This is a genomic window from Brooklawnia sp. (assembly GCF_032229645.1).
In the GTDB taxonomy this organism is placed as follows: Bacteria; Actinomycetota; Actinomycetes; order Propionibacteriales; family Propionibacteriaceae; genus Brooklawnia.
This window is the reverse complement of sequence record NZ_JAVTWX010000133.1, coordinates 2,704-27,834: the sequence shown is the minus strand read 5'-3', so window position 1 is coordinate 27,834 and position 25,131 is coordinate 2,704. Positions and strand designations below refer to the sequence as shown.

The following is a 25,131-nucleotide window of genomic DNA, read 5'->3' as shown; positions in this document are numbered from 1 at the left end:
GCGTCCGCCGGGCAGGCCCAGGCGCACAGCTCGCAGCCGACGCACTTCTCCAGGCCATCGGGCCAGCGGTTGAGCTGGTGACGGCCGTGGTAGCGCGGCGCAGTGATCTTCTCCTGGCCCTTCTGCGGGTAGCCCTGCGTGAAGGTCTTGCGGAACATCGTCCTGAAGGTGATGCCGAATCCTGACCAGGCGCCCATTACAGTTCAGCTCCGTTCGAGGTCCCACGCCGTGCGGACGAGGCAGTCGCCCAGTCAGGCTCGGCGGTACCTCCTGCCACTACCGCGCCTATCAGTTTCTGGCCGGGCATCGGAGGCACCGGATAGCCGCCTGCGAATGCATCGAACTCGGCGTCCAGATCGATCGGTTCCGGTTCCGGGGTGGGCGCCGGACCGCTGAACCAGACCACCGCGACGATCGCTACCAGGAAGACGATCACGCTCCCGATGAAGACCGGGCTGGCCCACCAGCCGTGCACAGAGGCACCGCGCATCAGGGCGAGCATCACGATCCAGGCGAGATTCGCCGGGATCAGCACCTTCCAGCCGAGCTTCATCATCTGGTCGTAGCGCACCCGAGGAACCGCGGCGCGCACCCAGGAGACGGTGAAGAAGATGATCTGGACCTTCAGCACGAACCACAGCAGACCGAACCAGCCCTGGTCCAAGAAGGTACCGTTCAGCGGCCACGGCGCGTGATACCCGCCGAGGAAGAGCGTCACACACACGGCCGAGACCGTCGCCACGTTGATGTATTCGGCGAGGAAGTAGAGCGCATAGCGGAAACCCGAGAAGTCGGTGATGTGACCGGAAACCAGCTCCGACTCACATTCGGGCATATCGAAGGGCTGCCGGTTCGTCTCGCCGAACATCGAGATGTAGTAGATGACGAAGCTCGGCAGCAGGAGCAGCCCGTACCAGCCGGGCAGCGGCAGGGTCGCGCCGAAGAGGCTGATCGGCTCGGTCTGGGCCGCAACGATCTGCGAGGTCGACATGGTGCCGGCGTACATGAAGACCGCGACCAACGACATGCCCATCGCGATCTCGTAACTGATCACCTGAGCGGTCGCGCGCATCGATCCGAGCAGCGAGTAGGTGCCGTTCGACGACCAGCCGGCCAGCACGAAGCCGTAGAAGCCGACGCCCGCGATCGCCATCACCATCAAGGCGGCGACCGGCAGATCGGTCAACTGCAGCCGGGTCTCGACGCCGAACATCCGAACCGGGCCGCCGAGCGGGATGACCGCCCAGGAGCTGAAGGCCGCGACTGCGGTCAGCATCGGCGCGATGTTGAAGATCAGCGCGTCGGTGCGGGCCGGGCGGAAGTCCTCCTTCATGAGCAGCTTCACACCGTCGCCCAGCGCCTGGCCGAGACCGAGCGGGCCGTTCATGATCGGGCCCTTGCGGTTCTGCATCTTGCCGAGCACCCGGCGCTCGAACCAGACGTTGAAGATCGTCCAGGTCAGCAGCAGGACGAAGACGCCCACCACCTTGATCAGGACGATCCACCACGGATCGTTGAGGAAGATAGTTTCCATGCTGGTCATGCCGCACCTCCTGCGGTCTTGACTACCGCCAGCCGCACCCGGTCGCCCGGGCGGGCATGCAGCGTACGGAGCAATTCGGCGCCCGAGTTGAGCGGCGCCCAGACCACGTCGTCCACCATCGAGGTGGTGACCTCCGCCGGCAACTCGACCGCGCCCGCCTCGGTGCTGATCGCGACCCGGTCGCCATCGGCGATGCCCAGAGCCGTCGCGGTTGCCCGCGAGATCCGGGCGCGAGCCGCCGGGGCCGCCATCCTGAGCGTCTCGGCCCCGTCCAGGCACCTGGAATCGTCGATCGCCAGATGCCATCCGGCCAGTTTGAGACCCTCACCCCCGGTCGCTCCGGACGTCTGGGCCCAGGCGGCGACGAAGGCCGGCTTGGCGCCTTCCCAGTCGCTGATCTCCTGGTGAGCGGCTCGTGCCTGTGGCGGAGTACGCATTCCCAGGTCGGCACCGAACGCATCGGCCAGCGCCGCCAGCACCCTGACGTCGGTCATCACCGACTGCGGCTTGGAGTTGATGATGTTCACCGGACGAACGCGGTGTTCCCAGTTGATGAAGGTGCCCAGCTGCTCTTCGAGCAGCGCCACCGGGAAGACCACATCGGCGACCTCGGTCAGCTGGCTGCGGCGCTGTTCCAGGCTCACGACGAAGACATCGTCACTGGCCAGCGCGGCGTAGGCCGCCTCCGGGTCGGCCATATCGGCCAGGTCGACCGCTGCGGTGACCAAGGCCTTCAGCGAGCCGGTCGCGGCGGCGGCAAGCATGCCCTCGGCGTCCAGGCCGTCGCCCTCGGGCAGATGATCGACACCCCAGGCTGCCTGTAGGTCGACCCGGGCCGACGCATCGGCGACCGGGCGTCCACCCGGCAGCAGCTGCGGCAGGCAACCGGCTTCGAGCGCAGCCAGTTCGCCGGCACGACGCGGGATCCAGGCCCAGCGCACGCCACGGGCCGCGTACTCGCGCACCTTGGCGAGCAGACCGGGCACCAGCGACGCCCGCTCCCCCACCAGCAGGATCGTGCCCTCGCCGAGATCGGAGGCGACCGATTCCAGCGCCTTGAGTTCGTCGCCGGGAGCCGCCGGCACCAAGGTGGCACCCATCTTCTTCGAGCCGTTGGTGAGGAACGGGGCGACCGCCAGCACCTTGGTGCGGTTCTTGCGGTTGGCCTTGCGCAACCTGAGGAAGACGGCCGAGGACTCCTCTTCGGGTTCGAAGCCGACCAGCACGACCGTGCCGGCGTTCTCCAGATCGGTGAAGGTGACGTCCATCGGGGCACCGGTGACCTCGGCGGCCAGGAAACCGGCCTCGTCGGCGCCGTAGGCACGCGTCCGGAAGTCAATCGAGTTGGTACCCAGCACCGTGCGCGCGAACTTCGAGTAGGCGAACGCGTTCTCCAGGGTCAACCGGCCACCGGTCAGCACACCGGTCGCCGACCCGGCGGCCTTCAGACCGGCGACCGCGGCGTCGATGGCCTCGGGCCAGCTGGCGGGCTCAAGTTTGCCACCGCGACGCACCAGCGGGTGGGTCAGCCGGTCGGCCTGGCGTCCGTAATAGAAGCCGAAGCGCCCCTTGTCGCAGTTCCACTGCTCGTTGACCTCGGGATCGTCGCCGGCCAGCCGCCGCTTCACCTGGAAGTGCCGGTGATCGGAACGCAACTCGCAACCGCTGGCGCAGTGCTCGCAGGTCGTGGTGGTCGAGACCAGGTCGAATGGCCGAGCCTGGAAGCGGTAGTCGGCGCTCGTAAGGGCACCGACCGGGCAGATCTGCACGATATTGCCCGAGAAGTAGCTCTCATACGGCCTGTTCGCGTAGATATTGATCTGGCTCAGGGCACCACGCTCCGACAGCGAGATGAAATCGTCACCCGAGATCTGCTCACCGAATCGGGTGCAGCGCTGGCAGAGCACACAACGCTCGCGGTCGATCAGGATCTGCGCCGAGATATTCACCGGCTTCGGATAGGTACGCTTACGGCCTTCGTAGCGCGACTCGCCCGGGCCATGGCTCATGGTCTGGTTCTGCAGCGGGCATTCGCCGCCCTTGTCACAGATCGGGCAGTCCAGCGGGTGGTTGATCAGCAGGAATTCCAGCATTCCCTCTTGGTGCTTGGCCACCTTCTCGTTGGTCGCCGCGGTCTGGACGACCATGTTCGGCATCACCGCGAGCGCGCATGCGGGCTGCGGTTTCATCGGACGACCATTGCCGCCATCGGGCACATCGACGATGCACTGACGGCAGGCCGCGACCGGATCGAGCAGCTCGTGATCGCAGAACCGCGGAATCTCGATGCCCAGACGCTCGGCCGCCCGGATGACCAGCGTGCCCTTCGGCACGCTCACCTGAATGCCGTCGATGGTCGCCGTCACGAGGTCGGCCTTGGCGACCTCCGCGTCAGGCTTCTTGACGTCGGTGCTCACTCGCCTGCCCCCTGCCTGACAGTGACCTTCGCGCGTTCATACGGGAAGTAGACGCTCTTCTCATAGGGGAAGAGTTCCCAGGCCGGCGTGTGATAGCCGGCCTCGAACTCTTCGCGGAAATGCTTGATGGAGCTGGTGATGTTGGCCACGAAGCCGTCCGCCAGCGTGCAGAAGCTCTTCATCGTGACGTTGTCGCACAGGTCGAGCATCTTCTCGATGTCTCCCTCGTGGCCCTTGCCCTGCTCCAGGTTGTGCAGGGTCTGCACCAGCCACCAGCTGCCCTCGCGGCAGGGCGTGCACTTGCCGCAGGACTCGTGCTTGTAGAACTCCGTCCAGCGCAGCGTGGTGCGAACCACCGAGACCGTCTCATCGAAGGTCTGCAGCGCCTTGGTGCCCAGAATCGATCCGGCCGCCGCGACGCCCTCGTAGTCGAGGTTGACGTCAAGTTGATCGGGAGTCAGGATCGGCGTGGACGAGCCGCCCGGCGTGAAGAACTTCAGCTGATGGCCGTCGCGGATACCGCCCGCCAGATCGAGCAGAGTCCGGTAGGTGGTGCCCAGCGGGGCCTCGTACTGGCCGGGACGCTTGACGTGCCCCGACACCGAGTAGATCGTCGAACCGGCGGACTTCTCGGTGCCCATCAGCTTGTACCAGTCGGCACCCTTGGCCACGATGGCCGGCACCGAGGCGATCGACTCGGCGTTGTTCACGACGGTCGGCGAGGCGTACAGGCCGGCGACGGCCGGGAACGGCGGACGCAGCCTTGGCTGGCCACGACGCCCCTCGAGCGAGTCGAGCAGTGCCGTCTCCTCGCCGCAGATATAGGCACCGGCTCCGGCATGCACCACGATGTCGAGATCGTAGTCGGTGCCGAAGATGCCCTTGCCGAGGTAACCGGCCTCGTAGGCGTCTGCAACGGCCTTCTGCAGTCGGCGGATCACGTGCAGCACCTCGCCGCGCACGTAGATGAAGGCGCGATGGGCGCGCACCGCGTAGGAGCTGATGATGACTCCCTCCACCAGGGTGTGCGGGGTTGCCATCAGCATCGGCATGTCTTTGCAGGTACCAGGCTCGGATTCATCGCAGTTGATGACCAGGTACTTGGGATTGGGGTTTGCCTGCGGGATGAAGCTCCACTTCACGCCGGTCGGGAAGCCCGCGCCGCCACGGCCACGTAGGCCCGAGTCCTTCACGAGGTTGATGATCGCATCCGGGTCCATACCGACCGACTTGCGGGCGGCCTCGTAGCCACCCTGGGCCACGTAGTTGGCGATCTTCCAGGCCCCGGGCTGATCCCAGTTGTCGGTCAGCGTCGGGGTCAAGGTGTCAACGCTCATCGGGCTCACCTCCATCGATAGCAGCAGAGGCGGGCGAGACCGGGGAGGTCCAGCCCTTTTCACGAGCGATCTGCAGGCCCGCCAGCGACGCCGGTCCCGCGGTGGGTCCTTCGTCCGCAAGCCCGTCCGGGAATCCTGCCAGCACCCGCTCGGCCTCTGCCCAGCTGGTGATGTGGGCACCGCGGGTCGAGCGGACCTCGCGTCCGGTCTGCAGGTTGTCGATCAGTGCGTCGGCCTTCTCCGGGGTCATGGAGTCCATGAACTCCCAGTTGACCATCATCACCGGCGCGAAGTCGCACGCGGCGTTGCATTCCAGACGCTCGAGGCTGAACACGCCGTCGGCCGTGGTTTCGCCCTCGTCGATGCCCAGCTTGGCTTTCATCTGGTCCAGGAGCACGTCACCGCCCATCACCGCGCAGACCGTCGTGGTGCACACACCGATGTGGTGCTTGCCGGCCGGGCGTCGCTTGTACATGGTGTAGAAGGTGGCCACCCCGTTGACCTGAGCGGTGGAGATGCCGAGCAGATCGGCGCAGATCTTCACGCCGGCGTCGCTGATGCGTCCATCGACCGATTGCACCAGGTGCAGCATCGGAAGCAGGGCCGAGCGAGGCTCGGGATAACGCGCCATGATCTCACGCATCTCCGCGATGGTCTGGTCGCCGATACTGGTCTGATCGTCGTGGGTGTCGATGCCCGTGGCATCGTCGAAAGCCGCGACGAACTCGTGCCCGCTCATCGAGTCTCACTCCTTAGAGGTTGCGCCCATGGGTTTGGCCGTAGTGCCGCGGACCACGCCTGGTCTGCGTGGTGGCCGGCCAAGAAGATTCCCGTCATCGGTCGACGCCCCCCATCACCGGATCGATGCTGGCCAGCGCCATCAGCAGGTCGGACAGCATCGCCCCTTCCGACATGATCGGCAGAGCCTGAACGTGGTTGAAGCCTGGATCGCGCATGTGCGCACGGTAGGGCCGGGTGCCGCCGTCGGACACCAAGTCGACACCCAGCTCGCCGGCGGGACCCTCGATGGCCACATAGACCTGGCCGGCCGGGACCTTGAAGCCTTCGGTCACCTTCTTGAAGTGGTGGATCAGGGCCTCCATGGACTCGCCCATGATGTGCTTGATGTGCTCATTCGAGTTGCCCTGGCCGTCGGCGCCAACCGTCAACTCGCTCGGCCATTCGAGCGCAGGATCCTGCACCCGGTAGGGCTCGCCTTGACTTTCGGCAAGTTCATCGCGGACCTGCTCCAGAATGCGCAGAGACTGCATCATCTCATCGCAGCGGATCTTGAAGCGTCCGTAGGCGTCGCAACTGGTCTCGGTGCAGACGTCGAAGTCATAGTGGTCGTAGCCCAGGTACGGCTGGGTCTTGCGCAGATCCCAGGGGTAGCCGGTCGAACGCAGCACCGGTCCGGTCATGCCGAACATCATGCAGGTGCTCAGATCCATCACCCCGATGTGCTGGGTGCGGGCCTTGAAGATCGGGTTGTCGAGCATGAAGGCCGCGATCTCGGGCACGTTGATCTTCAGCTGCTTGATCAGCTCGTCCAGCAGGTCGATGCCGTCGTCGGGCATGTCGTTCTGCACGCCACCCGGGCGGATGTAGGCGTTGTTCATCCGCAAGCCGGTGAGGGCCTCGGTGAACTCCAGCGTGCGTTCCCGTTCGCGCAAGCCGACTTCCTGAGGCGAGGTGGCACCGAGCTCCAGGCAGTTGGCGCCCACTGCGGTGAGGTGGGAGGCGATCCGGTTGGTCTCCATCGCGAGCACCCGCAGCTGATTGCCGCGCCGCGGGATCTCGTCGGTGATGTCGAGCAGCTTGTCGACGGCCATCGAATAGGCGGCCTCGTTGTGGATGCCCGCCACATAGTTCATCCGGGTGAAGAAGGTGGAGCCTTGCGTCCAGGTGCGGTACTCGGAATTCTTCTCGATGCCGGTGTGCAAGAAGCCGATGCCCGGACGACAACTCATGACGTTCTCGCCGTCCATCTCCAGCACCAGACGCATCACGCCGTGGGTGGAGGGGTGCTGCGGGCCGAGGTTGACGACGATGATCTCGTCTGCGCGCTCGCGCTGCGATTCGATGATCTGGTCCCAGTCGGCGCCAGAGGAGAGGTATGCCTGATCGGCGATCGGCTCGCCCGGTACCGCGAAGACATCCTCGGAACCGGGAACACCCGCGCTGCGTCTGGTCTGCTCGCTCATGCCTGGTAGCTCCTGCGCTCGTCGGGGGGCGGCACGACCGCTCCCTTGTATTCGACCGGAATACCGCCCAAAGGGTAATCCTTGCGTTGCGGATGACCGACCCAGTCGTCGGGCATCAGGATGCGGGTGAGCGCGGGGTGGCCGTCGTAGACGATGCCGAACATGTCCCAGGTTTCGCGTTCGTGGAAGTTCACCATCGGATACACCGAAGCCACGCTGGGAATGTGGGCATCACCGTCGGGACAGGTCACTTCGAGTCGGATGCGACGGTTGTGGGTGTAGCTGAGCAGTTCGTAGATCGAGTGCAGCTCCTCGCCGGCCATATCCGGATAGTGCACCCCGGAGACGCTCATACACACCTCGAAGCGCAACGCCGGATCGTCGCGCAGCACCTTGACCACCTCGAGCAGCTTCGAACGCGGGACGACGAAGGTGATCTCACCACGCCAGACCATCACCCTGGACGCGAAGTGCGGCACCAGTTCGGCAATCCGATCGGCGACGTCATCGAACCAGCCACCGAACGGCGGAGTCGTGTTGCCCCCGAGTTCGACGACCCTGGTCATGCCCGAGAAGCCGCTGGTGTCGCCCGACCCGGAGCCGGATCCCCACATACCCTTGCGGACAGTGATGACCGGACCCTCGGTCGGCGCCTGCGGCACCAGCACCTGGTCGAGATGAGCATGCGGGCCGCTGGCCAATTCGCTGGCCGAACCCGTTCCCTCGGCTACGAGTTCACCCTTGGTGACCTCCTCGGGCCCGGCCACCGGGTTGTCCGCGGTGCCGACGACCTTCGGATCACTGGCCTCGGGCCTCTTCTCGCTCATCGCATGAGCCCCTTCTGCTCGAGCAGTGACGGTGCTTCGAGAGCCGCGGCTTCCTTCTCGGCGATCGCCTTGTCGCGATTGGCGCCGATCGGGGCCCACTGCACTTCCTTGGCACGCAGCTTGAAGATTGCGTCGATCAACATGTCCGGACGCGGCGGGCAGCCCGGGATGTACATGTCGACCGGGACGATGTGGTCGACGCCCTGAACCAGGGCGTAGTTGTTGAACATGCCACCGGTGGACGCACAGACGCCCATCGAGATGCACCACTTGGGGCCTGGCATCTGATCCCAGAGCTGGCGGACGACCGGGGCCATCTTCTGGCTCACCCGGCCGGAGACGATCATCAGGTCGGCCTGACGCGGTGAGGCGCGGAAGACTTCCTGCCCCCAACGGCCGCCGTCGTGACGCGGGCCACCGAACTGCATCATCTCGATGGCGCAGCACGCCAGGCCCATCGTCAGTGGCCAGAAGGATGCCTTGCGCGTCCATCCGGCGATCGCTTCTACGGTGGTGAGCAGGACGCCCGACGGAACGTGATCTTCGATACCCATGAGGTCTTCCCTTCCGCTTTCAGTCCCAGTCCAGGCCACCACGACGCAGGTCGTAGTAGTAGGCGACGAACACGGTGATGATGAACAAGATCATCGCCACGACCGCGAGGGTGTCCAATCCGCTAAAAGCGACCGCCCACGGATAAAGGAATACGATCTCAATGTCGAACATAATAAACAACATTGCTGTTACGTAATACTTCACCGAGAAACGGCCGCCATTTGATGGCTGAGGAGTCGCCTGAAGTCCGCACTCGAAGGAGTCGTACTTCGTGCGGTTGTATCTGGCGGGCCCGATCACCGTGCTCAGCGGAATCGCCGCGAGCACGAACACCGTAGCCAGAACCACCATCCCGGCAATGGGAATATAGGGGTTCATGTCTGCTCCGCCCTTCCTTCTACTGGATTTCTTCCGGTTCAGCCATCAATGGTGATCATGAACCATTCTGTCCTATCACGTTCTGCACGTCACGTCGAAGGGGCCATCCTGGACAGCAGTGTGATCACGCGATCATTCAGGTCGGCGGCGGGCTCATCGGTCAAATGCGCCAGGAGTTTGTGCACCAGTTGCATCAGACGCCTGCGGGGCAGGCCGTAGGTCACGCATAGATGCATGATCTCGGGTCGTCCGATGAGCTGGACGAAGATGGTGCCCAGCCGGTAGTACCCGCCCCAGGCCTGCTTCACCTGGTTGCTGTACGACTGGAAGGCCAGTTCGGCGCCCGGGGTGCCGAAGCCGCGAGCATGGGCGTCCACGATCGCACGGGCGGCCATCTCGGCCGACTCCATCGCATACGAGATGCCCTCGCCGTTGAACGGGTTGACCATGCCCGCCGAGTCGCCCACCAGCATCAGACCGTCGCGGTAGAGATCCTTGCGGTTGATCGCCATCGGCAGTGCGGCGCCGCGAATCGGCTCCAACCTGTTGGCCTCGCGGAAACCCCATTCTTCCGGGGTGTTGTCGAGCCAGGTGCGCATCAGCTGCCGGTAGTCGGTTTTACCGAACGCCTTGCTCGAGTCAAGCATCCCCAGCCCGACGTTGGCGACGCCGTCACCAAGCCCGAATACCCAGCCGTAGCCGGGCAGCAGGTTCGACTCGCCAGGTAGGCCGTCCCAGAGCTCGAGGTAGCTCTCGATCCAATCCATGCTGCCCTTGGGACTGGTGTAGTAGCTGCGCACCGCCACACCCATCGGCCGTTTCACCAGGCGCGGGCGTCCGGATGCTTCGGCCAGCCGTGACGAGACACCATCGCAGGCGACCACGATCGGAGCGCGGTACTCGCGGCCCTGGGCATCGGTGACGCCCAGTACGCGTCCGCTGCGATCATCGACGATCGGCGCGGCGACCCGTACCCCGGTGTGCAGTCGGGCACCTGCCTGCACCGCTACACCGGCCAGCAGATCATCGAAGACCGAACGCGGGCAGACCAACCCGAAGTCGGGGAAGGCCGTCAGCTGCGGCCATGGCATCTCGAACGGTTCGACGCGTCCGCCGTAGATGCGTAGTCCCTTGTTGCGCACCCAGCCGGACGACGGGCTGATGTCGACGCCCAGCCGGCCCAGCATGCGCACGGTGCGTGGCGTCAGCCCGTCACCGCAGACCTTGTCCCTGGGGAAGCCGGACTTCTCCAAGAGCAGCACGTCAAGACCCTGGCGGGCCAGGAATGCCGCCACTGACGAACCACCCGGCCCGGCGCCGACCACCACGACATCCGCGTCCTGGGTGGCTTGTGGATCGGTAACCGCTATCGCCGACGCTCGTGGTCCAGCGATCTGGGAGCCACGGGAAGCTTCCGGCATAACACACCTCCTCGACCTGTGACTTGCTCGGGCAGTCTAGCCCGCGCCCCGGTTTGTACCTAAACCCAAATCCACCGGATTGCGGCTCAAGAGTTGTGCCCACGATAAGGCCGACCGAGTCACCCAGTCCCGCTCGTCATCGGGTAGCCTCTACTGGTGATCGTTAACCCAGGATCATCTCGTTTGCACGCATCCACGCTGTGGATCGACGACCCTGGACCTCTCGCGGACTTTTTGTGCGCCGAAGACGCCTGCTTCCTGCGCGGCTCCGAAGGCTTCGTCGCGCTCGGCGAGGTTGCGCGCTACGAGGGCAATTCGATGCTCGAGGCAGACACCTGGTGGCGCCAGACCGTCGCCCAGATCGAGAACGAATCCGAGATGCCCGGCAGCTTCGGCACCGGGCCGCTCGCCTACGGGACGTTCTGCTTCGACCCCCAACACACCGAGTACTCCTCGGTACTGATCGTGCCTGAGATCATCGTCGGACGCCGGAACGGCAACAGCTGGCTCACCCAGATCGGCTACGACCGGGTTAGCCCGCAGCTGCCACCGCGTCACGACAGGCCCCGCGCTCCGGTCGATCTGCAGTTCGGGCCGGGCAACATCTCGGAGAGCGAATGGATGAGCGTGGTTCGCGGGATGACCGCGCGCATCCGGCACGGCGAAGCCGACAAGGTCGTGCTGGCACGCGATCTGGAGGCCCGTGCCGACCAGCCCATCGATCCACGCTGGCCACTGCGCCAATTGCTCGCCAGTTACGGCGCGTGCTGGAACTACCTGATTGACGGGCTGGTCGGCTCCACGCCCGAGGTGCTGGTACGCCGAGAATACGGACTGACGTACTCGCGAGTGCTGGCCGGCACCGTTCCCCGGGTCGAGGGTGTGGACGACGCCCAGCGCGCCGCCCAGCTGATCTCCTCGGTCAAGGATCTCGATGAGCATTACTTCGCGGTGAACTCGGTCGTCGAGTCGCTGCGGCCGTATCTGCGCGCCATGCACGTGCCCGAGGCACCGTTCGTGCTGAGTCTGCCGAACGTGCTGCATCTGGCCACCGACATCTGCGGGGTTTCAGAGCCCGGCCTGAGCACCTTGGCCCTGGCCGCTGCCGCACATCCCTCGGCTGCGGTCTGCGGATCGCCGACCGAAGTGGCAAGGCAACTCATCGCCGACCACGAGCAGCTAGACCGTGGCCGTTTCGCGGGACCGGTCGGGTGGATGGATGCTCAGGGCGATGGCGAATGGGCGATCGCCCTGCGCTGTGCGCAGCTCAATGGGTCAGATCCCAGCCGGATGCGCCTCTATGCCGGTGGCGGAATCGTGGCCGCCTCCGATGCGCACGCCGAACTCGTCGAGACCGACGCCAAGTTCGCTCCGATGAAGGCAGCCCTGCGGGGGAAATCGTAGTCTTCCTCCTCGACCCAGTCCCTGATCGGGAATAACGGGCCCTGCACGGCGTTGAGATGCATGCACACGCATACATTTTTCGAAGGGAATGCCATGCAGTTCGGGATCATGTCGGTCAGTGACATCACGCGCGATCCAGTTTCCGGCACGACACCGAGCGAAGCCGAGCGCATCAAGGGCATCATCCAGATCGCCCAGAAGACCGAAGAGGTCGGGATGGACGTCTTCGCTATCGGCGAGCACCACAACCCACCGTTCTTCTCGTCGTCCCCCACCACATTGCTGGCCGCAATCGCCGCGACCACCAAGACCTTGATCGTGTCGACTTCCACGACCCTGATCACCACGAACGATCCGGTACGGATCGCCGAAGAATACGCGATGCTGCAGCACGTATCGGGGGGCCGGATGGATCTGATGCTCGGACGCGGCAATACCGCACCGGTCTACCCCTGGTTCGGCGCCGACATCCGCAAGGGTCTGCCGCTGGCATTGGAGAACTTCAACCTGCTGCACCGGCTGTGGCGCGAGGATGTCGTCGACTGGGAGGGTGAGTTCCGCACCCCGCTGCAGGGCTTCACCTCGACCCCGCGTCCGCTCGACGATGTACCGCCTTTCGTCTGGCATGGCTCGATCCGCACCCCCGAGATCGCCGAACAGGCCGCCTACTACGGCAACGGCTTCTTCGCGAACCACATCTTCTGGCCGACCGAGCACTCCAAGCGGCTGATCGACTTCTACCGCAAGCGTTTCGAGCATTACGGTCACGGGACGCGCAGACAGGCGATCGTCGGGTTGGGCGGCCAGGCCTATATCGCGAAGAAGTCCCAGGACGCCGTCAGCCAATTCCGGCCCTACTTCGACGAGGCCCCGGTCTATGGCCACGGGCCCTCGCTTGAGGAGTTCACCCAGATGACGCCGCTGAGCGTGGGCAGCCCGGCCGAGGTGATCGAGAAGACTCTGAGCTTCCACGACTCCTTCGGCGACTATCAACGCCAGCTGTTCTTGATGGACCATGCGGGGCTGCCGCTGAAGACCGTGCTCGATCAACTCGATCTGCTCGGCGAAGAGGTCATCCCGGTGATCCGCAAGGAACTGGAGTCCCGCAAGGACCCCGACTCGGCCGCTGCGCCCACCCACGAATCGCTGGTGAGGGCGAAGTATGGTGACCTGCCCGCCCGGCAGCCGCGTCCGAACGCCAATCGCGGAGACAACGTCACTGGCGGTTCGCCCTATCAAGACTCCGAATCCGACCGGGTGTCCTACCCCGATCTGTTCTGAGTGATCGCTGATGAACCGGTCCGACCAGCAGCTGGCCAACGACGCGTGGGAATCTCTGCTCACCGCCCATGCGGAGATGATGCGAGAACTCGTTGCCGACGAAATCTGGGACGAATTGACGATGCGCGAATACGACGTCATCTACACGCTGTCGAAGTGCGAACGTCCACAACGCCTCGCCGACCTGAACCGGCACGTGCTGCTCAGTCAACCGGCCTTGTCCCGGTTGGTCGAGCGGCTGATCGGCCGCGGACTCATCGTCCGTCAGCGTGATCCCTCAGACGGACGCTCGGTGCAGTTGACGCTCACCGAGTCCGGACGCGCAGCTCAGCACCGAATCGGTATCAAGCACGCCGCCACGGTAGCTCAGTTGGTCGCCGGGAGTTTGACGCCGGACGAGCAGCGCGAACTGGAGCGACTGTGCGCGGCATTGGCCACAGCCTCCACCAAGAGGCACCACACGAATAGCAGACAGGATCCCCATGACTGAACCCACTGTGTATCGCCTTGCCGTGGTCAGCGGCGGCACCAGCGACCCGTCGTCCACCCGGATGCTGGCCGACCGCATCACCGCACGCATCGACGAACAGGCCGGCCGCGCCGGCGCGCGGCTGAGGGCCGAAGTCATCGATCTGCGTGCCCTGGCCACCGAGGTCACGACTGCCATCACCTCGGGTCTGTTCGGCCCGGGACTGACTCGCGCGGTCGAGGTGCTGGGGGCCGCCGACGGGCTGGTCGTCAGCACGCCGGTCTACAAGGCCGGCGCCAGTGGCCTGTTCACTTCGTTCTTCCAGGTGCTCGACGACGACCTGCTGATCGGTAAGCCGGTCGTGCTGGCCGCAACCGCAGGGTCGGCTCGCCACGCGCTGGTGATCGATGACCAGCTGCGCGCCCTGTTCGCCTACCTGCGCACGCTGCCGGTGCCGACCTCCGTCTTCGCCGCCAGCGAGGACTGGAACTCCACTCAACTCGGCTCGCACATCGATCGGGCGGCCGTCGAAGTCCTCATGCTCATGCAAAGCGGATTCTCGCGCAAGATCAAGGACGAGTCCTGGCACAACTATCAGCACGGCTTTGGCAGTGCCGGCGGCACCGAGCTAGACATCGACCTGAACACCGATCTGATGCGGCTCGCTACCGGCGGGTCGGCCGGTAGCCGCGGTTAGCCACCGTCTGCGGGCTCACCCGGGATCAGCCTCCGAGGACCCCGTTCAGCGCTTAGCCGTCCGGGTGTAGCTGACCTTCTCCCGCTGGCCACCGGACGAGCTGCCGTCGCGGGCAGTAGCCAGCTGGCGCTGCGCCTCCGCGTTCTGCTCCATCAGGTCCTGGGTGTTGATTCCGCCCGAGCGCAGCACCAGATAGCAGACGACCGCGATCACGATCGAGATCCACGGGCTCCAGCCGACCAGCACCGGCAAAGTGATCAGCGCGATCACATCGAAGCCACGCATCAGGTTGAACATCAGGCCTGGCGGCATCGCACCGAAGCCGGTCGCGACCATCGGGCTCGAGTAGTCGGCCGACTTGGCCGTCACCCAGCGCATCGCGGCGATGTAGCCGGCGATCGCGGTGATGAGGCCCTTCATCATGCCCTCACCCAGCGCCGTCGGCGTCACCGCGTCCGGCCCGATCAGCACGAACGCCGGGCCAGCCGCGATCGCCCAGAGGATCGCCAGCCCCGCGGGGACCATCGTCATCGCACCGTTCAATTCCGAGGTCGACATCGGGAACGCCCGAGCCAGACCCCGGGTGCGGGTCAACACTCGCAACGAGTCGAAGAACGGCACCATCACGACCATCAGCACGATCGCCGACACCGCCGGGGTGAGGTTACCCAGCCCGAGCGACAGCAGCGCATAGGGAACCACGGCGCTGATCAGCAGGACGAGCACATTGCGCGGATTCCGCGCCACGCGCTCGATCTCGCGCCAGATCAGGGCATTGCGGCCAGAGGATCGCCCCTTGGCCGGGTTGACATGTCCCCTGGACAGCCAGCGACGGTTCACCACGATGTCGCGCATCAGCCCGAAGTCGAGAGCGAACATCGCACCCTGCATGCCCGAGAGCAGGTCGCCGCCGGAGACCAGGCGGGCCCGCCGCACGTTGTGCAGGCTGCGGCGGGCGAACACGGAGAAGACGATTGCCAGCACGCCGGCCATTGCGAGCACCACGATGCCGAACTCTTCGGTGTGCCCGGGATCGATCGGAAGGCTGATCCAGTCGGAGGCGACCGCGATCATCGCGAGCAGCACTGCGGTCGCTACGACCGCGATCAGTGCCTGTACAACGGCCAGCACGGTCGTCCGCTCGGCGGCCTGCTCGATAGCGGCCAACGCCACCACGGCAGCGGCCGCAAGGCCCACCGCGGCGGCCCAGGTGGCGATGGATGCCCAACTGAGGCCCGTCATCATGGTGATTCCGCCGCCGAGCAGGACGCCGATCAGACCGGCTCCGATCACCACCGCCCATAGCCGCCGCTTGAGCAGCCGGCTGCGCCGCACGGGCGCGTCCAGTAGCCAGAACCCCTCGGCTGCCGAGGCGATGACCGGTCCGAAGATCCGGGAGACGCTGACACCGGCGACGACCAGCGCCGAGAGCACCAGCCACGGCAGCAGCCCGCGCGCTGTCAGGCAGCCCGATGTGCTGCAGCCCGCCGCAGATTGCTGAACCGACATGATGCCGCTCACGATCATCGCGACGATGACCACCAGCGAGAAGATCATCACGTACCCGTCGGTGATCATGTCCCAGATGGTGCGGGTGGCCCTGCCCTTGCGCCAGTCCTTCATCAGCAGCTTGAGCTGCCGCTCGTCGGCTATCCCGGCGTCGAACTCCTCGACATCGCAGAAAGGCGTGTCGCGCTCGTAAGCCACCGCTTCGGGGGCCGATACCGGCGCGGCAACGGCTTCTGGGCTGGGCTGTTGCTCTTTCGGCTTCGATTGACGCCGATTCCTCTTACTCGTGCGACTCACAACTCGTACTCCGGTTCGGCCTTCGATTCGCTGACGTCGGCAGCACCGCCGAGCCGCACTATCCGGGCGCCCAGAGCGTTCACAAGCGTCGGCTCATGGCTGGCCATGACGATCGCCAGGCCCTTGTTCATCTCGTGCTTCAGGCGCGCGCCGAGCCACGCGATACCCTCGACATCCAGGCGCTGCTCGGGTTCGTCCATCACCAGCAGCTTGCGCGGCCGCACCAACGCGGTCGCCAGCGCGAGCCGCCGCCGTTGGCCGCTCGACAACGTACCGGGCAACTGGGATGACTGCGGCACGAGCTGTACCTCGTCGAGTACCTCGTCCACCAGGGAGTCCGGGTCGGCCAGGCCATGCGCCCGCGCGAGCAGATCGAGATGCTCGACGACCGACAGGTCGGGGAAGAAGTCGAGGTCGTCCACGACGGTGGCGACATCGCGCCGGAAAGCCGGATCGGTCTCGCTGACCTTGCGTCCGAACGCCTCCACGCGTCCGTCACTGGGCCGGTCGGCGCCGATGATGCACCGCAACACGGTGGACTTGCCGGAGCCGTTGCGTCCGGTCAATGCCACGGCCTCACCCGAGCTCACGTTGAGGTTGAACCGATCGACGATCACATGATCGCCATATTTCTTGGTTAGGTCGGTCACCTTGAGGACCGTCTCGCGCTTGGCCATGGCCTCCATTGTGACCTCGTCGTCCAACCCGCTTCGCACCAGGGCTATTGCTGGACGCCCGATGAGGATTCGGCGAGCATAGGACCCTCAAGAGAAGAAGCAGGACCTGGCATCTCGGAGCGTGGTGGCGATGGATTATTTGGGAGGGAAACCCATCTATCAAGATGCCAGGCCCTGCTTGAAGCCCCTCAGCGCGACCGTGGATTCGCGAAGGAGGCGGAAGGGAACGATAGACAAGCAGGCGGCGTGCTAGCACGAAGGACGCTAGTGGGACTACGCATCTTGATGCCTCTCGGTTCCCGAGCCTTGCGCAGCATTGCGTTGCGGGGAGCCTGAGGAGAGGCTTACCCAGTCTCGCATTGCCGCGACGAGACGGTTGTGTTTCTTAGCTCCACGCTTCGGTCCGGCTCCTGATCTTTCGATCAGTAACGGTTGCGGGTCAGCCCGGGATTTTCGCCCGGTTCTCCACGCGGATTGTGGCCAGCATAGCAGCCCATTGCCGTCCCCGCCGCTCAGGCGTCCGCGCCGCTCGCACAGCGAGGCTGAGATCACCCGCGCGCCGGCGCGTCCGACTGTGGCAAGGTAGGGGGGTGCCAAAGCGAGCGGATCTCGATAAGCAGCCCGGCGACGTAGCCGGCATGTTCGACGACGTTGCACGCCGTTACGACCTGATGAACGACCTGATGACCTTCGGCCAGGTCAGATTCTGGCGCAAGGCCGTGATCGACGCCATCGCACCCAAGCCGGGCGAACGCATCCTCGACCTGGCCGCGGGCACCGGAACATCGTCCGAGCCGCTGGCCAAGGCCGGCGCCATCGCCTTCCCGACCGATCTTTCGCTGGGCATGCTCAGCGAGGGACGCCGCCGCTTTCCCGATCTGCGGTTCGCGGCGGGCGATGCACTGGCGTTGCCGTTCGCCGACGACAGCTTCGATGCAGTCACCATCAGCTACGGACTACGCAACGTGCAAGACACCCGCGCCGGGCTTGCCGAACTCTTGCGTGTCACCAAACCGGGCGGACGAATCGTGGTCTGCGAATTCAGCACCCCGGTCTGGACGCCGTTCCGCGCGACCTACCGCTGGTACATGCACCATGTCATGCCCCGCTTCCGTGCGGTCTCGTCGAACGCGCCGGCCTATGACTACCTGGTCGAGTCGATCCTGGCCTGGCCCGGCCAGCAGGAGCTGGCAGACATGATGTGGCAGACAGGCTGGCAGCGGGTTCAATGGAAGAACCTGACCGGTGGCATCGTCGCCATGCATCGCGGCTGGGCGAAGTGAGCCTGCCGGACGATCCGGTTCTGCTCGACTCATATGCGGCCATCCGCTGCCCGGTGAAGGTGCAGAACCATTTCGATACATCGGTTTCGCTGCCCGACCGCAGCGCGCTGGCGGCGGTGCGCGCCAGCAGTGAGGCGCAAGCCGAACGTTTCAACAGCCGGGAGATCATCGACCAGGCCCTCGACCGGCTCGCCGCGATCGATGGTGCACTCGACCTGCGACTGCTCGCCGCGGAAGACCTGCCGGTCATCCAGGACGCCACCCGCGACGCGGTGGCCCGCGGCGTACCGCTGATCATCGCCCCGAAACTTCCCATCGACTACGAGGGACACCGTATCGGTAGCCCGTCGGTGCTGCTGCGCGGTGACGACCACAGCGATTCGGTGCCCGGCTATCTGCCCGTCCAGGTGAAGGCCAAGCGCATGCTGGAGCGCCATAGCCGACCCCATCAGCTGTCCTGCAGCCCGTTGTCCCGGCCGTGGCCCGGTGCCCGGATCGACATGGCCGACGCCCGGCTGCGCACCGGACGCGAGAACGACCAACTCCAGCTGGCGCATTTCTGGCGGCTTCTGGAAGCGGCCGGCTGGCAATCGGCGGGGGAGCCGACGGCGGGCATCATCGGCACCGACTCGGTGCGCCGCACCTTCTTCACCGAGGGCGAGCGAGCCGGCGAGCCCGCGTTGGGCCTGTCGAGCGGACCCGGTTCGTCGGGCCTCCGAGCGGTCGCCTGGGTCGAGCTAACCCGCAAGCAGATCCGCACCTTCTCGCGGACCTCGGACTCCGGGTGGAGGCTGCGTTCCCCGCTTGAGCGCTACGACCATGAGCACGGGTTCCGGGTCAACTTGGCCAGGGCCGCCCGCGAGCGCGCGCGCGGCCAATCGAATGTCGGGCCGATGGTCAAGCCGATCGTCGTCCGCGAGTGCAGCTCATGCCAGTGGTGGGGGGTCTGCGCCCCGATCATGGGCACCGATGATCTGTCGGTGCGCATCGACAAGTCCCCGCTCGACGTGCGCGAGGTGAGCGTGCTGCGCAGCCTGGGCATCCAGAGCGTCCACGACCTGGCGACCACCGACCTGGAGGCACTGCTGCCCCGCTATCTGCCGGAGGTACGGCACCGCGATCATGCGGACCAGCGGATCGCGCTGGCCGCCCGCCGGGCGCGGATGATCTCCCGGGGAGTCGACCTGGAGCGCACAACTCGAGGAGCGATCGGGCTGCCATCGTCCGGGATCGAGATCGATTGGGATATCGAGACCTCGGCGGACGACCGGATCTATCTCTGGGGCTTCTGGGTGGCGCCCGCCGGTGACTGGCACGCGGGTCGCTACCAGTGGTTCGGAGAGTTCTGCGACCTGGACGCCGCTGGCGAGATCGAACTGGCCACCCGCGCGATGAGTTGGCTGACGTCGATGCTGACCGACGATCCGGCGACCCGGGTCTATCACTACTCGGATTACGAGATGGTGCATCTTCACAAACTTGTCCAGGCCTCCGGGAAACAGGCGTTGCGACAGGCCTCCGACCTACTGCGCGGCGCTCACGTCGATCTGTTCAGCATCGTCAAGAAGCATTTCTTCGGCCTGCATGGGCTCGGCCTGAAGAAGGTCGCCACGTCGGGAGCGGGTTTCAGCTGGCGGGACGATTCGCCTGGCGGGCTCAATTCGCAGAGCTGGTTCGCCGAGGCGGCGCACGGGGCGGACACTCGGAGCCGCGAGGACGCCCGGCAGCGGGTCCTCGACTACAACGAGGACGACGTGCGCGCGACGGCGGCGCTGCGCGCCTGGCTACGCACCCAGCACGGCAACCAGGACTTCGATACCGCGCACCGGCCGGCCGAGATGGTCGACTAGCTGCCCGAGATTGGAGATGCGGTGGGTGGGCCAACCGTATCCGGCAGCGATACCGGCCAGATCGCGTCCGTGCGGCATCGCGAAGAGCTGCTCATAGCCGGGCGAACCGGCTACCTCGAGCGTCGAGAAGATGCTGCCGCCGTTGTCGTCGGCGACCACGATGCGTAGGTCGGGTACCGGCTGACCGACGGGCAGATGCAGCGAGCCGGCATCGTGCAAGAAACCCAGATCGCCGATCAGCACGGTGGTGGGACGGCCGGTTCCCAACGCGATGCCGCTGGCGGTCGAGATCACTCCGTCGATGCCTGCCAGCCCCCGGTTCGCCCAGCAGATCGTCCGCGGTCGCTCGGCTGACTGCGCGGTGGCCGCCGGCGAATCGGCAATAGCAGACAGGTCGGCGTTGCGAATCAGGTTGGAGGCGCCGAAGACCAGGTTCTGCGGGCATGAGGCGAGCACCGCATCGGCGACCGTCTGCCCGCTCAACACCGCGGCGGACGAGGCCGCCGGCATCTCGCCCCAGGGTGCCGACTCGTCCGGCTGACGATCTGCCAGCAGCCACTCGTCCAGCCAGCCGGACTCGTCCGCGGACAGTTGGACATCGTCGCAAACCTGGGTGGCGCTCCAACCAGGATCGGGCCAGCTTGCGCGGTCGCTGACCACGATGAGCTCGATGTCGTCCCTGGCCATCAACCGGGATACCGGCCTCGACAAGGTCGGATGACCGTAGACCACGACCCGTTCGATACGCTCGCCCAGCGCGGAGTCGAGCAACAGCCGGTAGCGGGCGATCGCGCAGCCGCCGGCCCGGGCGTTGCTGGACGGCTCGGCGAGCAGCGGCACCCGGGCCGATTCGGCGACGGCGCGGGCGCGTTGCCCGACCTGAGCCGGTGCGTCCCCGGCCAGGATCACCGTTCTCGGACCGGCCGGGAGCCGGACCGCCTCGGACGGACGCGAGCGGGCGATGGTCACCGGCCGGCGTGCTGCCCGTTCGTCCTCGATGGCTTGGCCATCTGCGGCATCTCGTCCATCCGAAGCATCCTTGCCAGTCAAAGCATCTCGGCCAGCCACAGCATCTCGGCCAGCCACAGCATCGGCGATGAATGGCTCGGTGAACGCGGCGTTGATGTGTACCGGACCCGGCTCCCGGGTACGCAGGCCGAGCCCGGACGCGAGGACCCGAGCCAGCTGGGCAGCCCAGGCCTTGGGTGCATCGTCGGTACTCGCCAGGGTGAGACCGTCGACAACGTGCCGACCGAAGATGCCGGTTTGATGGGTGGTCTGATTGGCGCCGGTGCCCACCAGGGTGGCCGGACGATCGGCTGTGATGACCACCAGCGGCACGCCCGACGCGCGGGCCTCCATGACCGCCGGCATCAGATTGCCGACCGCGGTTCCGGAGGTCACCACGATCGCTGCCGCTCCGGCGGCCCGGGCGAGTCCTAGAGCCAGGAATCCTCCGGCCCGCTCATCGGTTCGGGTGTGCAGCCGAATCCTGCCCTCGCCGGCGAGACCGGCCATGGCCAGGGCAACTGCGGTGCTGCGCGAGCCGGGACAGACCACCACGTGCGCGATGCCGGCGCGGGCCAGTCCATCGGCGATCGCACCCCCCAATCGGGTTGAACTCATCAGTCGGAGTCCAACGCCAGCTCGAGGCAGCGGTTCAGGCGGTCGTGCCACCAGGCCTGCCGGTGGGCGTCTGCGCGGACGCGGGCCAGCGCGGCGGGAGAGGGCACCGGACGGGGTCCCACCTCGAGGTAGCCGTCGATTGCGGTGAGCCTGTCGTCCACGACATCGTCGGCGAGCATCTTGACCGTGTTCAGGCCGCAGGCCAGGTCGAGAACCGGCAGAGCCGCCGCACTCCGCAGCCCCTCCCAGATGCCGACGCTGGTCTCCAGCGCGGAGCTGATCACCGCCGGGAGTCGCAGGTTGGTGGCGAGTTCGACGCAGTGCCGCCAGCCGCCCAATGGCTGGTTCTTCAAGACCACGACATCGGCGGCACCGAGTTCGGCGACCCGGTAGGGGTCGTCGGCGCGGCGGATCGACTCGTCCGCGGCGATCCGCAGATCGAGGCCGGCGTCGCGCAGCCGCGTGCGTAGCTGGGCCAGCTCGTGCACGCTCCTGCACGGCTGCTCGGCGTATTGCAGGTCGTAGGCTGCCATCGCGATCAGCGCGCGTTCGGCTCGGTCGACGCTCCAGGCACCGTTCGCATCCACCCTGAGCTGGCCTTCGTCGCCTAGGGCCGAACGCACCGACGCCAACCTGGCGAGATCATCCTCCAGACAGGAGTTCGGGTCGGCCACCTTGACCTTGGCGGTGCGGCAGCCCGAACTGCGGACGAGGTCGGCGGCGCGCCGCGGCGAGACGACCGGGACGGTGACATTCACCGGGATGCGCTCGCGCCTGATCGGCGGCTCGTCGGCCTCCAGTGCGGCCTTCAGCCAGCCGGCTGCCTCGGGCTCCGGGTATTCGAGGAAGGGACTCCACTCGCTCCAGCGGTCGCCGCGGCGCAGCAGCATCCCTTCGCGGACGGTGATATCGCGGAAGCGCACTCGCATATCGATACTGAAGACGACGACCTCGTCGAAGATTCCGGCGAACATGTCAGGCTCCGATCAGCATTCCGATGAAGATGCCCAAGCCACCGGCCAACTCTGCGAAGCCGGTGTATTTCAGTGTGCGTACCAATGTCATCCCCTGGCCACCGCCGAGCACGTGGCGGCTCGCGGGCACCAGGAAGATCAGCATCGCCAGGCCACCCAGCGCCCACCAGGTCGTGCCGGCGGCTGTGACGATCACCGCGAGAACCGCGATCACGCCGAGCACGGCGTAGAAAAGCCGGCTGCCGCGATCCCCCAGCCTGGTTTCGAGGGTGCGCTTGCCTGCCGCGGTGTCGTTGACGATGTCGCGCAGGTTGTTGCAGACCAGCACCTGGCAGGCGATCGCACCCATGCCGACCGCGATCGTCCAGGACGGCCAGGGCGCGCGGCCGAGCTGGACGTAGCCGGTGCCAACGGTGGCGACCAGGCCGAAGAAGACGAAGACGAAGACCTCGCCGAGTCCCAGGTAGCCGTATGGATGCTCACCGCCGGTGTAGTACCAGGCGGCCAGCATGCAGGCGATGCCGACGGCGATCAGCCACCATTGGCCGGCCAACGCCACCAGGATCAGCCCAAAGACGCCTGCCAGGCCGAAGCAGCCGAAGGCGGCCGCCTTGACCTGACCGGGCCGTGCCGCACCAGAGCCGACCAGGCGTTGCGGCCCGACCCGCTGGGCGTCGGTGCCGCGGACGCCGTCGGAGTAGTCATTGGCGTAGTTGACGCCGACCTGGAGCGCGAGAGCGACCAGCCCGGCCAAGATCGTGCGGACGGGGCTGAAGCCGTGCTCGAAGACCGCGATTCCGGCGCCCGCCAGCACCGGCGAGACAGCGGCAGGTAGCGTCCGCAGACGTGCGCCCTCGACCCACTCGGCGACACTCGCCACGTTCGATTCCCCCTAGTCGGCCTGGTCTGCGCTGCGACGGCCGGCCTGAACCGCCGCTGGCCGGTTTCGGCACTCGGGGCGCGCTTCGGGCGCCCGGACACCCCATCTTGCCATGTTCTAACCCGACTCGCTGTGCTGACAAGCCTGGTCGATGAGCCGCTGGCGGTCGAGCTTTCCCGAGTGAGTACGCGGGAAGTCGTCGACCACCAGCAGCTGCCGGGGCAACGCGGCCGGGGCAACGTGGGGACGCAGTTCGTCGCGCCACTGATCAAGGCTCGCCTCGTCGCTAGTGCTCGCAAGCACGATGCGGGTCCCCCACTCGGCATCAGGCACCCCGACCACGACAGCAGAACGCCGGACGCGGGCATCGATCACCCGCTGCAACTCGGCCAGATCGACATTGACCCCGCCCGAGATGATGACATCGTCGATGCGCCCGAGGATCCGCAGCCGCGGCCGGTCGTCGGCGCCGGTCGTCCATTCGCCACGGTCGCTGGTCAGCAGCCGGCCCCCAACGAGGGTCTTGGCCGTCAGTTCCGGATTCATCCGGTAGCCGGAGAAGAGCATCGGGCCGCCGATGCTGACCCTGCTGTCGTCCGCGATCGCGATATCGGCGCCGAGCAGCGGGACGGCGTCGAAGGCGACCCCGCCGCAGGTCTCGCTCATGCCATAGCTGGTCAGCACCCGGATGCCAGCGGATCGTGCCTGCTCGATCAGAGTCGGATCGGCCGCTGCCCCGCCGACCAGCACTGCATCAAAGGCGCCGAGTTCTGCGGTCGAGGATCGATCGCGCAGCGCCCGGATCAGCTGGGTGGGCACGATCGAGATTGCTCTGCGTCCGGCGGCGTGCGGACGATCGAGCAGGTCGCGTGCCTGCACCATCAGGCCCGCGACGTATTGGGTGCCTAGCACGCACGTCCAACTGAAAGCCCCGAAGCGCTCCCGGAAGGCGTCCGCCGATGCTCTGATCGCGGACGCGGAGAGCACCACCTGTTTGGGGTTGCCGGTGGATCCGGAGGTGGTCACGATGACGGCGGCGTCCGGCTCGGTGACCGGCACACGGGCGTCGATCAGCCGGGCGGTGCGCTCGCCGGCAACCGGCGCGAGCACGAACTCACCGTTCAGCGCACGCGGCAACAGTCGTCCGACATCACCGGGGTCACACAAACGCACGTCAAAGGCCACCAGGCCATGGTAGGTAGAATGGCCTCATGGCCCGCATTGTTCCGATCATCGTGTTGATCGCATTGACGATCTACTGCACGATCGAGGTGGCCCAGGCCCCCGCCTGGGAGGTGCGACGCGCACCGAAGTGGCTCTGGGCCTTCGCAGTCATCCTCATTCCCGCCTTCGGTCCGCTGGCCTGGCTCTTCTTCGGTCGTCCGCTGCCTCCCGGACGCAGCAATCCACCGCGAGTCATGCGCCCGCCCGATGAGGACGACGACTTCCTGCGCGGTCTGTGAGTCGCCTGCGCGGTCTGTGAGTCGCCTGCGCGGCCGGGG

The 25,131-nt window shown here is 66.2% G+C and carries 23 protein-coding genes and 1 riboswitch; of the genes, 7 read left to right on the top strand and 16 right to left on the bottom strand.

The features are described from left to right. The 10 genes from AAFP05_RS10570 to AAFP05_RS10525 all read right to left on the bottom strand — a co-directional run. Positions 1-197, bottom strand: a 197-nt coding sequence (locus AAFP05_RS10570) for a 4Fe-4S binding protein (protein ID WP_341729830.1), incomplete at its 3' end; no start/stop codon positions are given. Further along, positions 197-1,543, bottom strand: a complete 1,347-nt coding sequence (gene nuoH, locus AAFP05_RS10565) for an NADH-quinone oxidoreductase subunit NuoH (RefSeq protein WP_341729829.1) — start codon at positions 1,541-1,543, stop codon at positions 197-199. The genes nuoH and AAFP05_RS10570, both read right to left, overlap by 1 nt. Further along, complete coding sequence (locus AAFP05_RS10560; protein ID WP_341729828.1) at positions 1,540-3,960, bottom strand: NADH-quinone oxidoreductase subunit G; 2,421 nt, start codon at positions 3,958-3,960, stop codon at positions 1,540-1,542. The genes nuoH and AAFP05_RS10560 overlap by 4 nt, the downstream gene beginning before the upstream one ends. Then, a complete protein-coding gene (gene nuoF, locus AAFP05_RS10555) occupies positions 3,957-5,297 on the bottom strand; it encodes an NADH-quinone oxidoreductase subunit NuoF (RefSeq protein WP_341729827.1) in 1,341 nt (446 codons plus the stop codon). Before nuoF ends, AAFP05_RS10560 begins: the two co-directional genes overlap by 4 nt. Further along, positions 5,287-6,036, bottom strand: a complete 750-nt coding sequence (nuoE, locus tag AAFP05_RS10550; RefSeq protein ID WP_341729826.1) for an NADH-quinone oxidoreductase subunit NuoE — start codon at positions 6,034-6,036, stop codon at positions 5,287-5,289. The genes nuoF and nuoE overlap by 11 nt, the downstream gene beginning before the upstream one ends. Positions 6,037-6,130: 94 nt before the next feature. Continuing rightward, positions 6,131-7,501 carry an NADH-quinone oxidoreductase subunit D gene (locus AAFP05_RS10545; protein WP_341729825.1) on the bottom strand — a complete coding sequence of 457 codons (1,371 nt, stop codon included), beginning with the start codon at positions 7,499-7,501 and terminating at the stop codon, positions 6,131-6,133. Next, positions 7,498-8,328 (bottom strand): NADH-quinone oxidoreductase subunit C, encoded by an 831-nt coding sequence (locus AAFP05_RS10540; RefSeq protein ID WP_341729824.1) that lies wholly within the window; start codon positions 8,326-8,328, stop codon positions 7,498-7,500. The genes AAFP05_RS10545 and AAFP05_RS10540 overlap by 4 nt, the downstream gene beginning before the upstream one ends. Further along, entirely contained in the window at positions 8,325-8,882 is a 558-nt protein-coding gene (locus AAFP05_RS10535; RefSeq protein WP_341729823.1) for an NADH-quinone oxidoreductase subunit B family protein, read from the bottom strand. The genes AAFP05_RS10540 and AAFP05_RS10535 overlap by 4 nt, the downstream gene beginning before the upstream one ends. 19 nt (positions 8,883-8,901) lie before the next feature. Continuing rightward, on the bottom strand, positions 8,902-9,261 hold the full coding sequence (locus AAFP05_RS10530) for an NADH-quinone oxidoreductase subunit A (RefSeq protein WP_341729822.1): 360 nt from the start codon (positions 9,259-9,261) through the stop codon (positions 8,902-8,904). An 89-nt stretch (positions 9,262-9,350) separates the two neighbouring features. Then, positions 9,351-10,682 carry a geranylgeranyl reductase family protein gene (locus AAFP05_RS10525; RefSeq protein WP_341729821.1) on the bottom strand — a complete coding sequence of 444 codons (1,332 nt, stop codon included), beginning with the start codon at positions 10,680-10,682 and terminating at the stop codon, positions 9,351-9,353. A 156-nt stretch (positions 10,683-10,838) separates the two neighbouring features. Between AAFP05_RS10525 and AAFP05_RS10520 the strand changes: the two genes are divergently transcribed. The 4 genes from AAFP05_RS10520 to AAFP05_RS10505 all read left to right on the top strand — a co-directional run bounded on the left by AAFP05_RS10520 (position 10,839) and on the right by AAFP05_RS10505 (position 14,533). Continuing rightward, entirely contained in the window at positions 10,839-12,086 is a 1,248-nt protein-coding gene (locus AAFP05_RS10520; protein ID WP_341729820.1) for an isochorismate synthase, read from the top strand. 93 nt (positions 12,087-12,179) lie between these two features. Then, a complete protein-coding gene (locus tag AAFP05_RS10515; protein WP_341729819.1) occupies positions 12,180-13,367 on the top strand; it encodes an LLM class flavin-dependent oxidoreductase in 1,188 nt (395 codons plus the stop codon). Positions 13,368-13,377: 10 nt separating this feature from the next. Next, positions 13,378-13,857 carry a MarR family transcriptional regulator gene (locus AAFP05_RS10510; protein ID WP_341729818.1) on the top strand — a complete coding sequence of 160 codons (480 nt, stop codon included), beginning with the start codon at positions 13,378-13,380 and terminating at the stop codon, positions 13,855-13,857. Beyond that, positions 13,850-14,533: a CE1759 family FMN reductase gene (locus AAFP05_RS10505; RefSeq protein WP_341729817.1), complete on the top strand. Its 684-nt coding sequence runs from the start codon at positions 13,850-13,852 to the stop codon at positions 14,531-14,533. The genes AAFP05_RS10510 and AAFP05_RS10505 overlap by 8 nt, the downstream gene beginning before the upstream one ends. A gap of 45 nt (positions 14,534-14,578) precedes the next feature. Here AAFP05_RS10505 and AAFP05_RS10500 read toward each other — a convergent pair whose 3' ends face one another. Together AAFP05_RS10500 and AAFP05_RS10495 are read right to left on the bottom strand one after the other, a co-directional pair. Beyond that, positions 14,579-16,339, bottom strand: a complete 1,761-nt coding sequence (locus AAFP05_RS10500; protein ID WP_341729816.1) for a DUF6297 family protein — start codon at positions 16,337-16,339, stop codon at positions 14,579-14,581. Continuing rightward, the gene (locus tag AAFP05_RS10495) at positions 16,336-17,025 is read right to left on the bottom strand and encodes an ABC transporter ATP-binding protein (RefSeq protein ID WP_341729832.1); all 690 of its coding nucleotides are present in this window, start codon (positions 17,023-17,025) and stop codon (positions 16,336-16,338) included. Before AAFP05_RS10495 ends, AAFP05_RS10500 begins: the two co-directional genes overlap by 4 nt. A gap of 368 nt (positions 17,026-17,393) precedes the next feature. Further along, positions 17,394-17,519: riboswitch (cobalamin riboswitch) on the bottom strand. 135 nt (positions 17,520-17,654) lie between these two features. On the opposite strand from AAFP05_RS10495, the gene AAFP05_RS10490 reads away from it, so the two are divergent. Next, positions 17,655-18,299 carry a class I SAM-dependent methyltransferase gene (locus tag AAFP05_RS10490; RefSeq protein ID WP_341729831.1) on the top strand — a complete coding sequence of 215 codons (645 nt, stop codon included), beginning with the start codon at positions 17,655-17,657 and terminating at the stop codon, positions 18,297-18,299. Further along, positions 18,245-20,149, top strand: coding sequence for a TM0106 family RecB-like putative nuclease (locus AAFP05_RS10485; protein WP_341729815.1), 1,905 nt, complete (start codon positions 18,245-18,247; stop codon positions 20,147-20,149). The genes AAFP05_RS10490 and AAFP05_RS10485 overlap by 55 nt, the downstream gene beginning before the upstream one ends. Here the strand turns inward: AAFP05_RS10485 and menD are convergent. The 4 genes from menD to AAFP05_RS10465 all read right to left on the bottom strand — a co-directional run bounded on the left by menD (position 20,084) and on the right by AAFP05_RS10465 (position 24,814). Beyond that, on the bottom strand, positions 20,084-21,775 hold the full coding sequence (gene menD / locus AAFP05_RS10480; protein ID WP_341729814.1) for a 2-succinyl-5-enolpyruvyl-6-hydroxy-3-cyclohexene-1-carboxylic-acid synthase: 1,692 nt from the start codon (positions 21,773-21,775) through the stop codon (positions 20,084-20,086). The genes AAFP05_RS10485 and menD overlap by 66 nt on opposite strands. After that, positions 21,775-22,749 carry an o-succinylbenzoate synthase gene (locus AAFP05_RS10475; RefSeq protein ID WP_341729813.1) on the bottom strand — a complete coding sequence of 325 codons (975 nt, stop codon included), beginning with the start codon at positions 22,747-22,749 and terminating at the stop codon, positions 21,775-21,777. The genes menD and AAFP05_RS10475 overlap by 1 nt, the downstream gene beginning before the upstream one ends. Before the next feature lies 1 nt (position 22,750). Then, complete coding sequence (locus AAFP05_RS10470) at positions 22,751-23,629, bottom strand: 1,4-dihydroxy-2-naphthoate polyprenyltransferase (RefSeq protein ID WP_341729812.1); 879 nt, start codon at positions 23,627-23,629, stop codon at positions 22,751-22,753. A gap of 117 nt (positions 23,630-23,746) precedes the next feature. Then, the gene (locus tag AAFP05_RS10465; protein ID WP_341729811.1) at positions 23,747-24,814 is read right to left on the bottom strand and encodes an AMP-binding protein; all 1,068 of its coding nucleotides are present in this window, start codon (positions 24,812-24,814) and stop codon (positions 23,747-23,749) included. Between the two features lie 26 nt (positions 24,815-24,840). Between AAFP05_RS10465 and AAFP05_RS10460 the strand changes: the two genes are divergently transcribed. Beyond that, positions 24,841-25,092: a PLD nuclease N-terminal domain-containing protein gene (locus AAFP05_RS10460; RefSeq protein WP_341729810.1), complete on the top strand. Its 252-nt coding sequence runs from the start codon at positions 24,841-24,843 to the stop codon at positions 25,090-25,092. Positions 25,093-25,131: the final 39 nt, after the last annotated feature.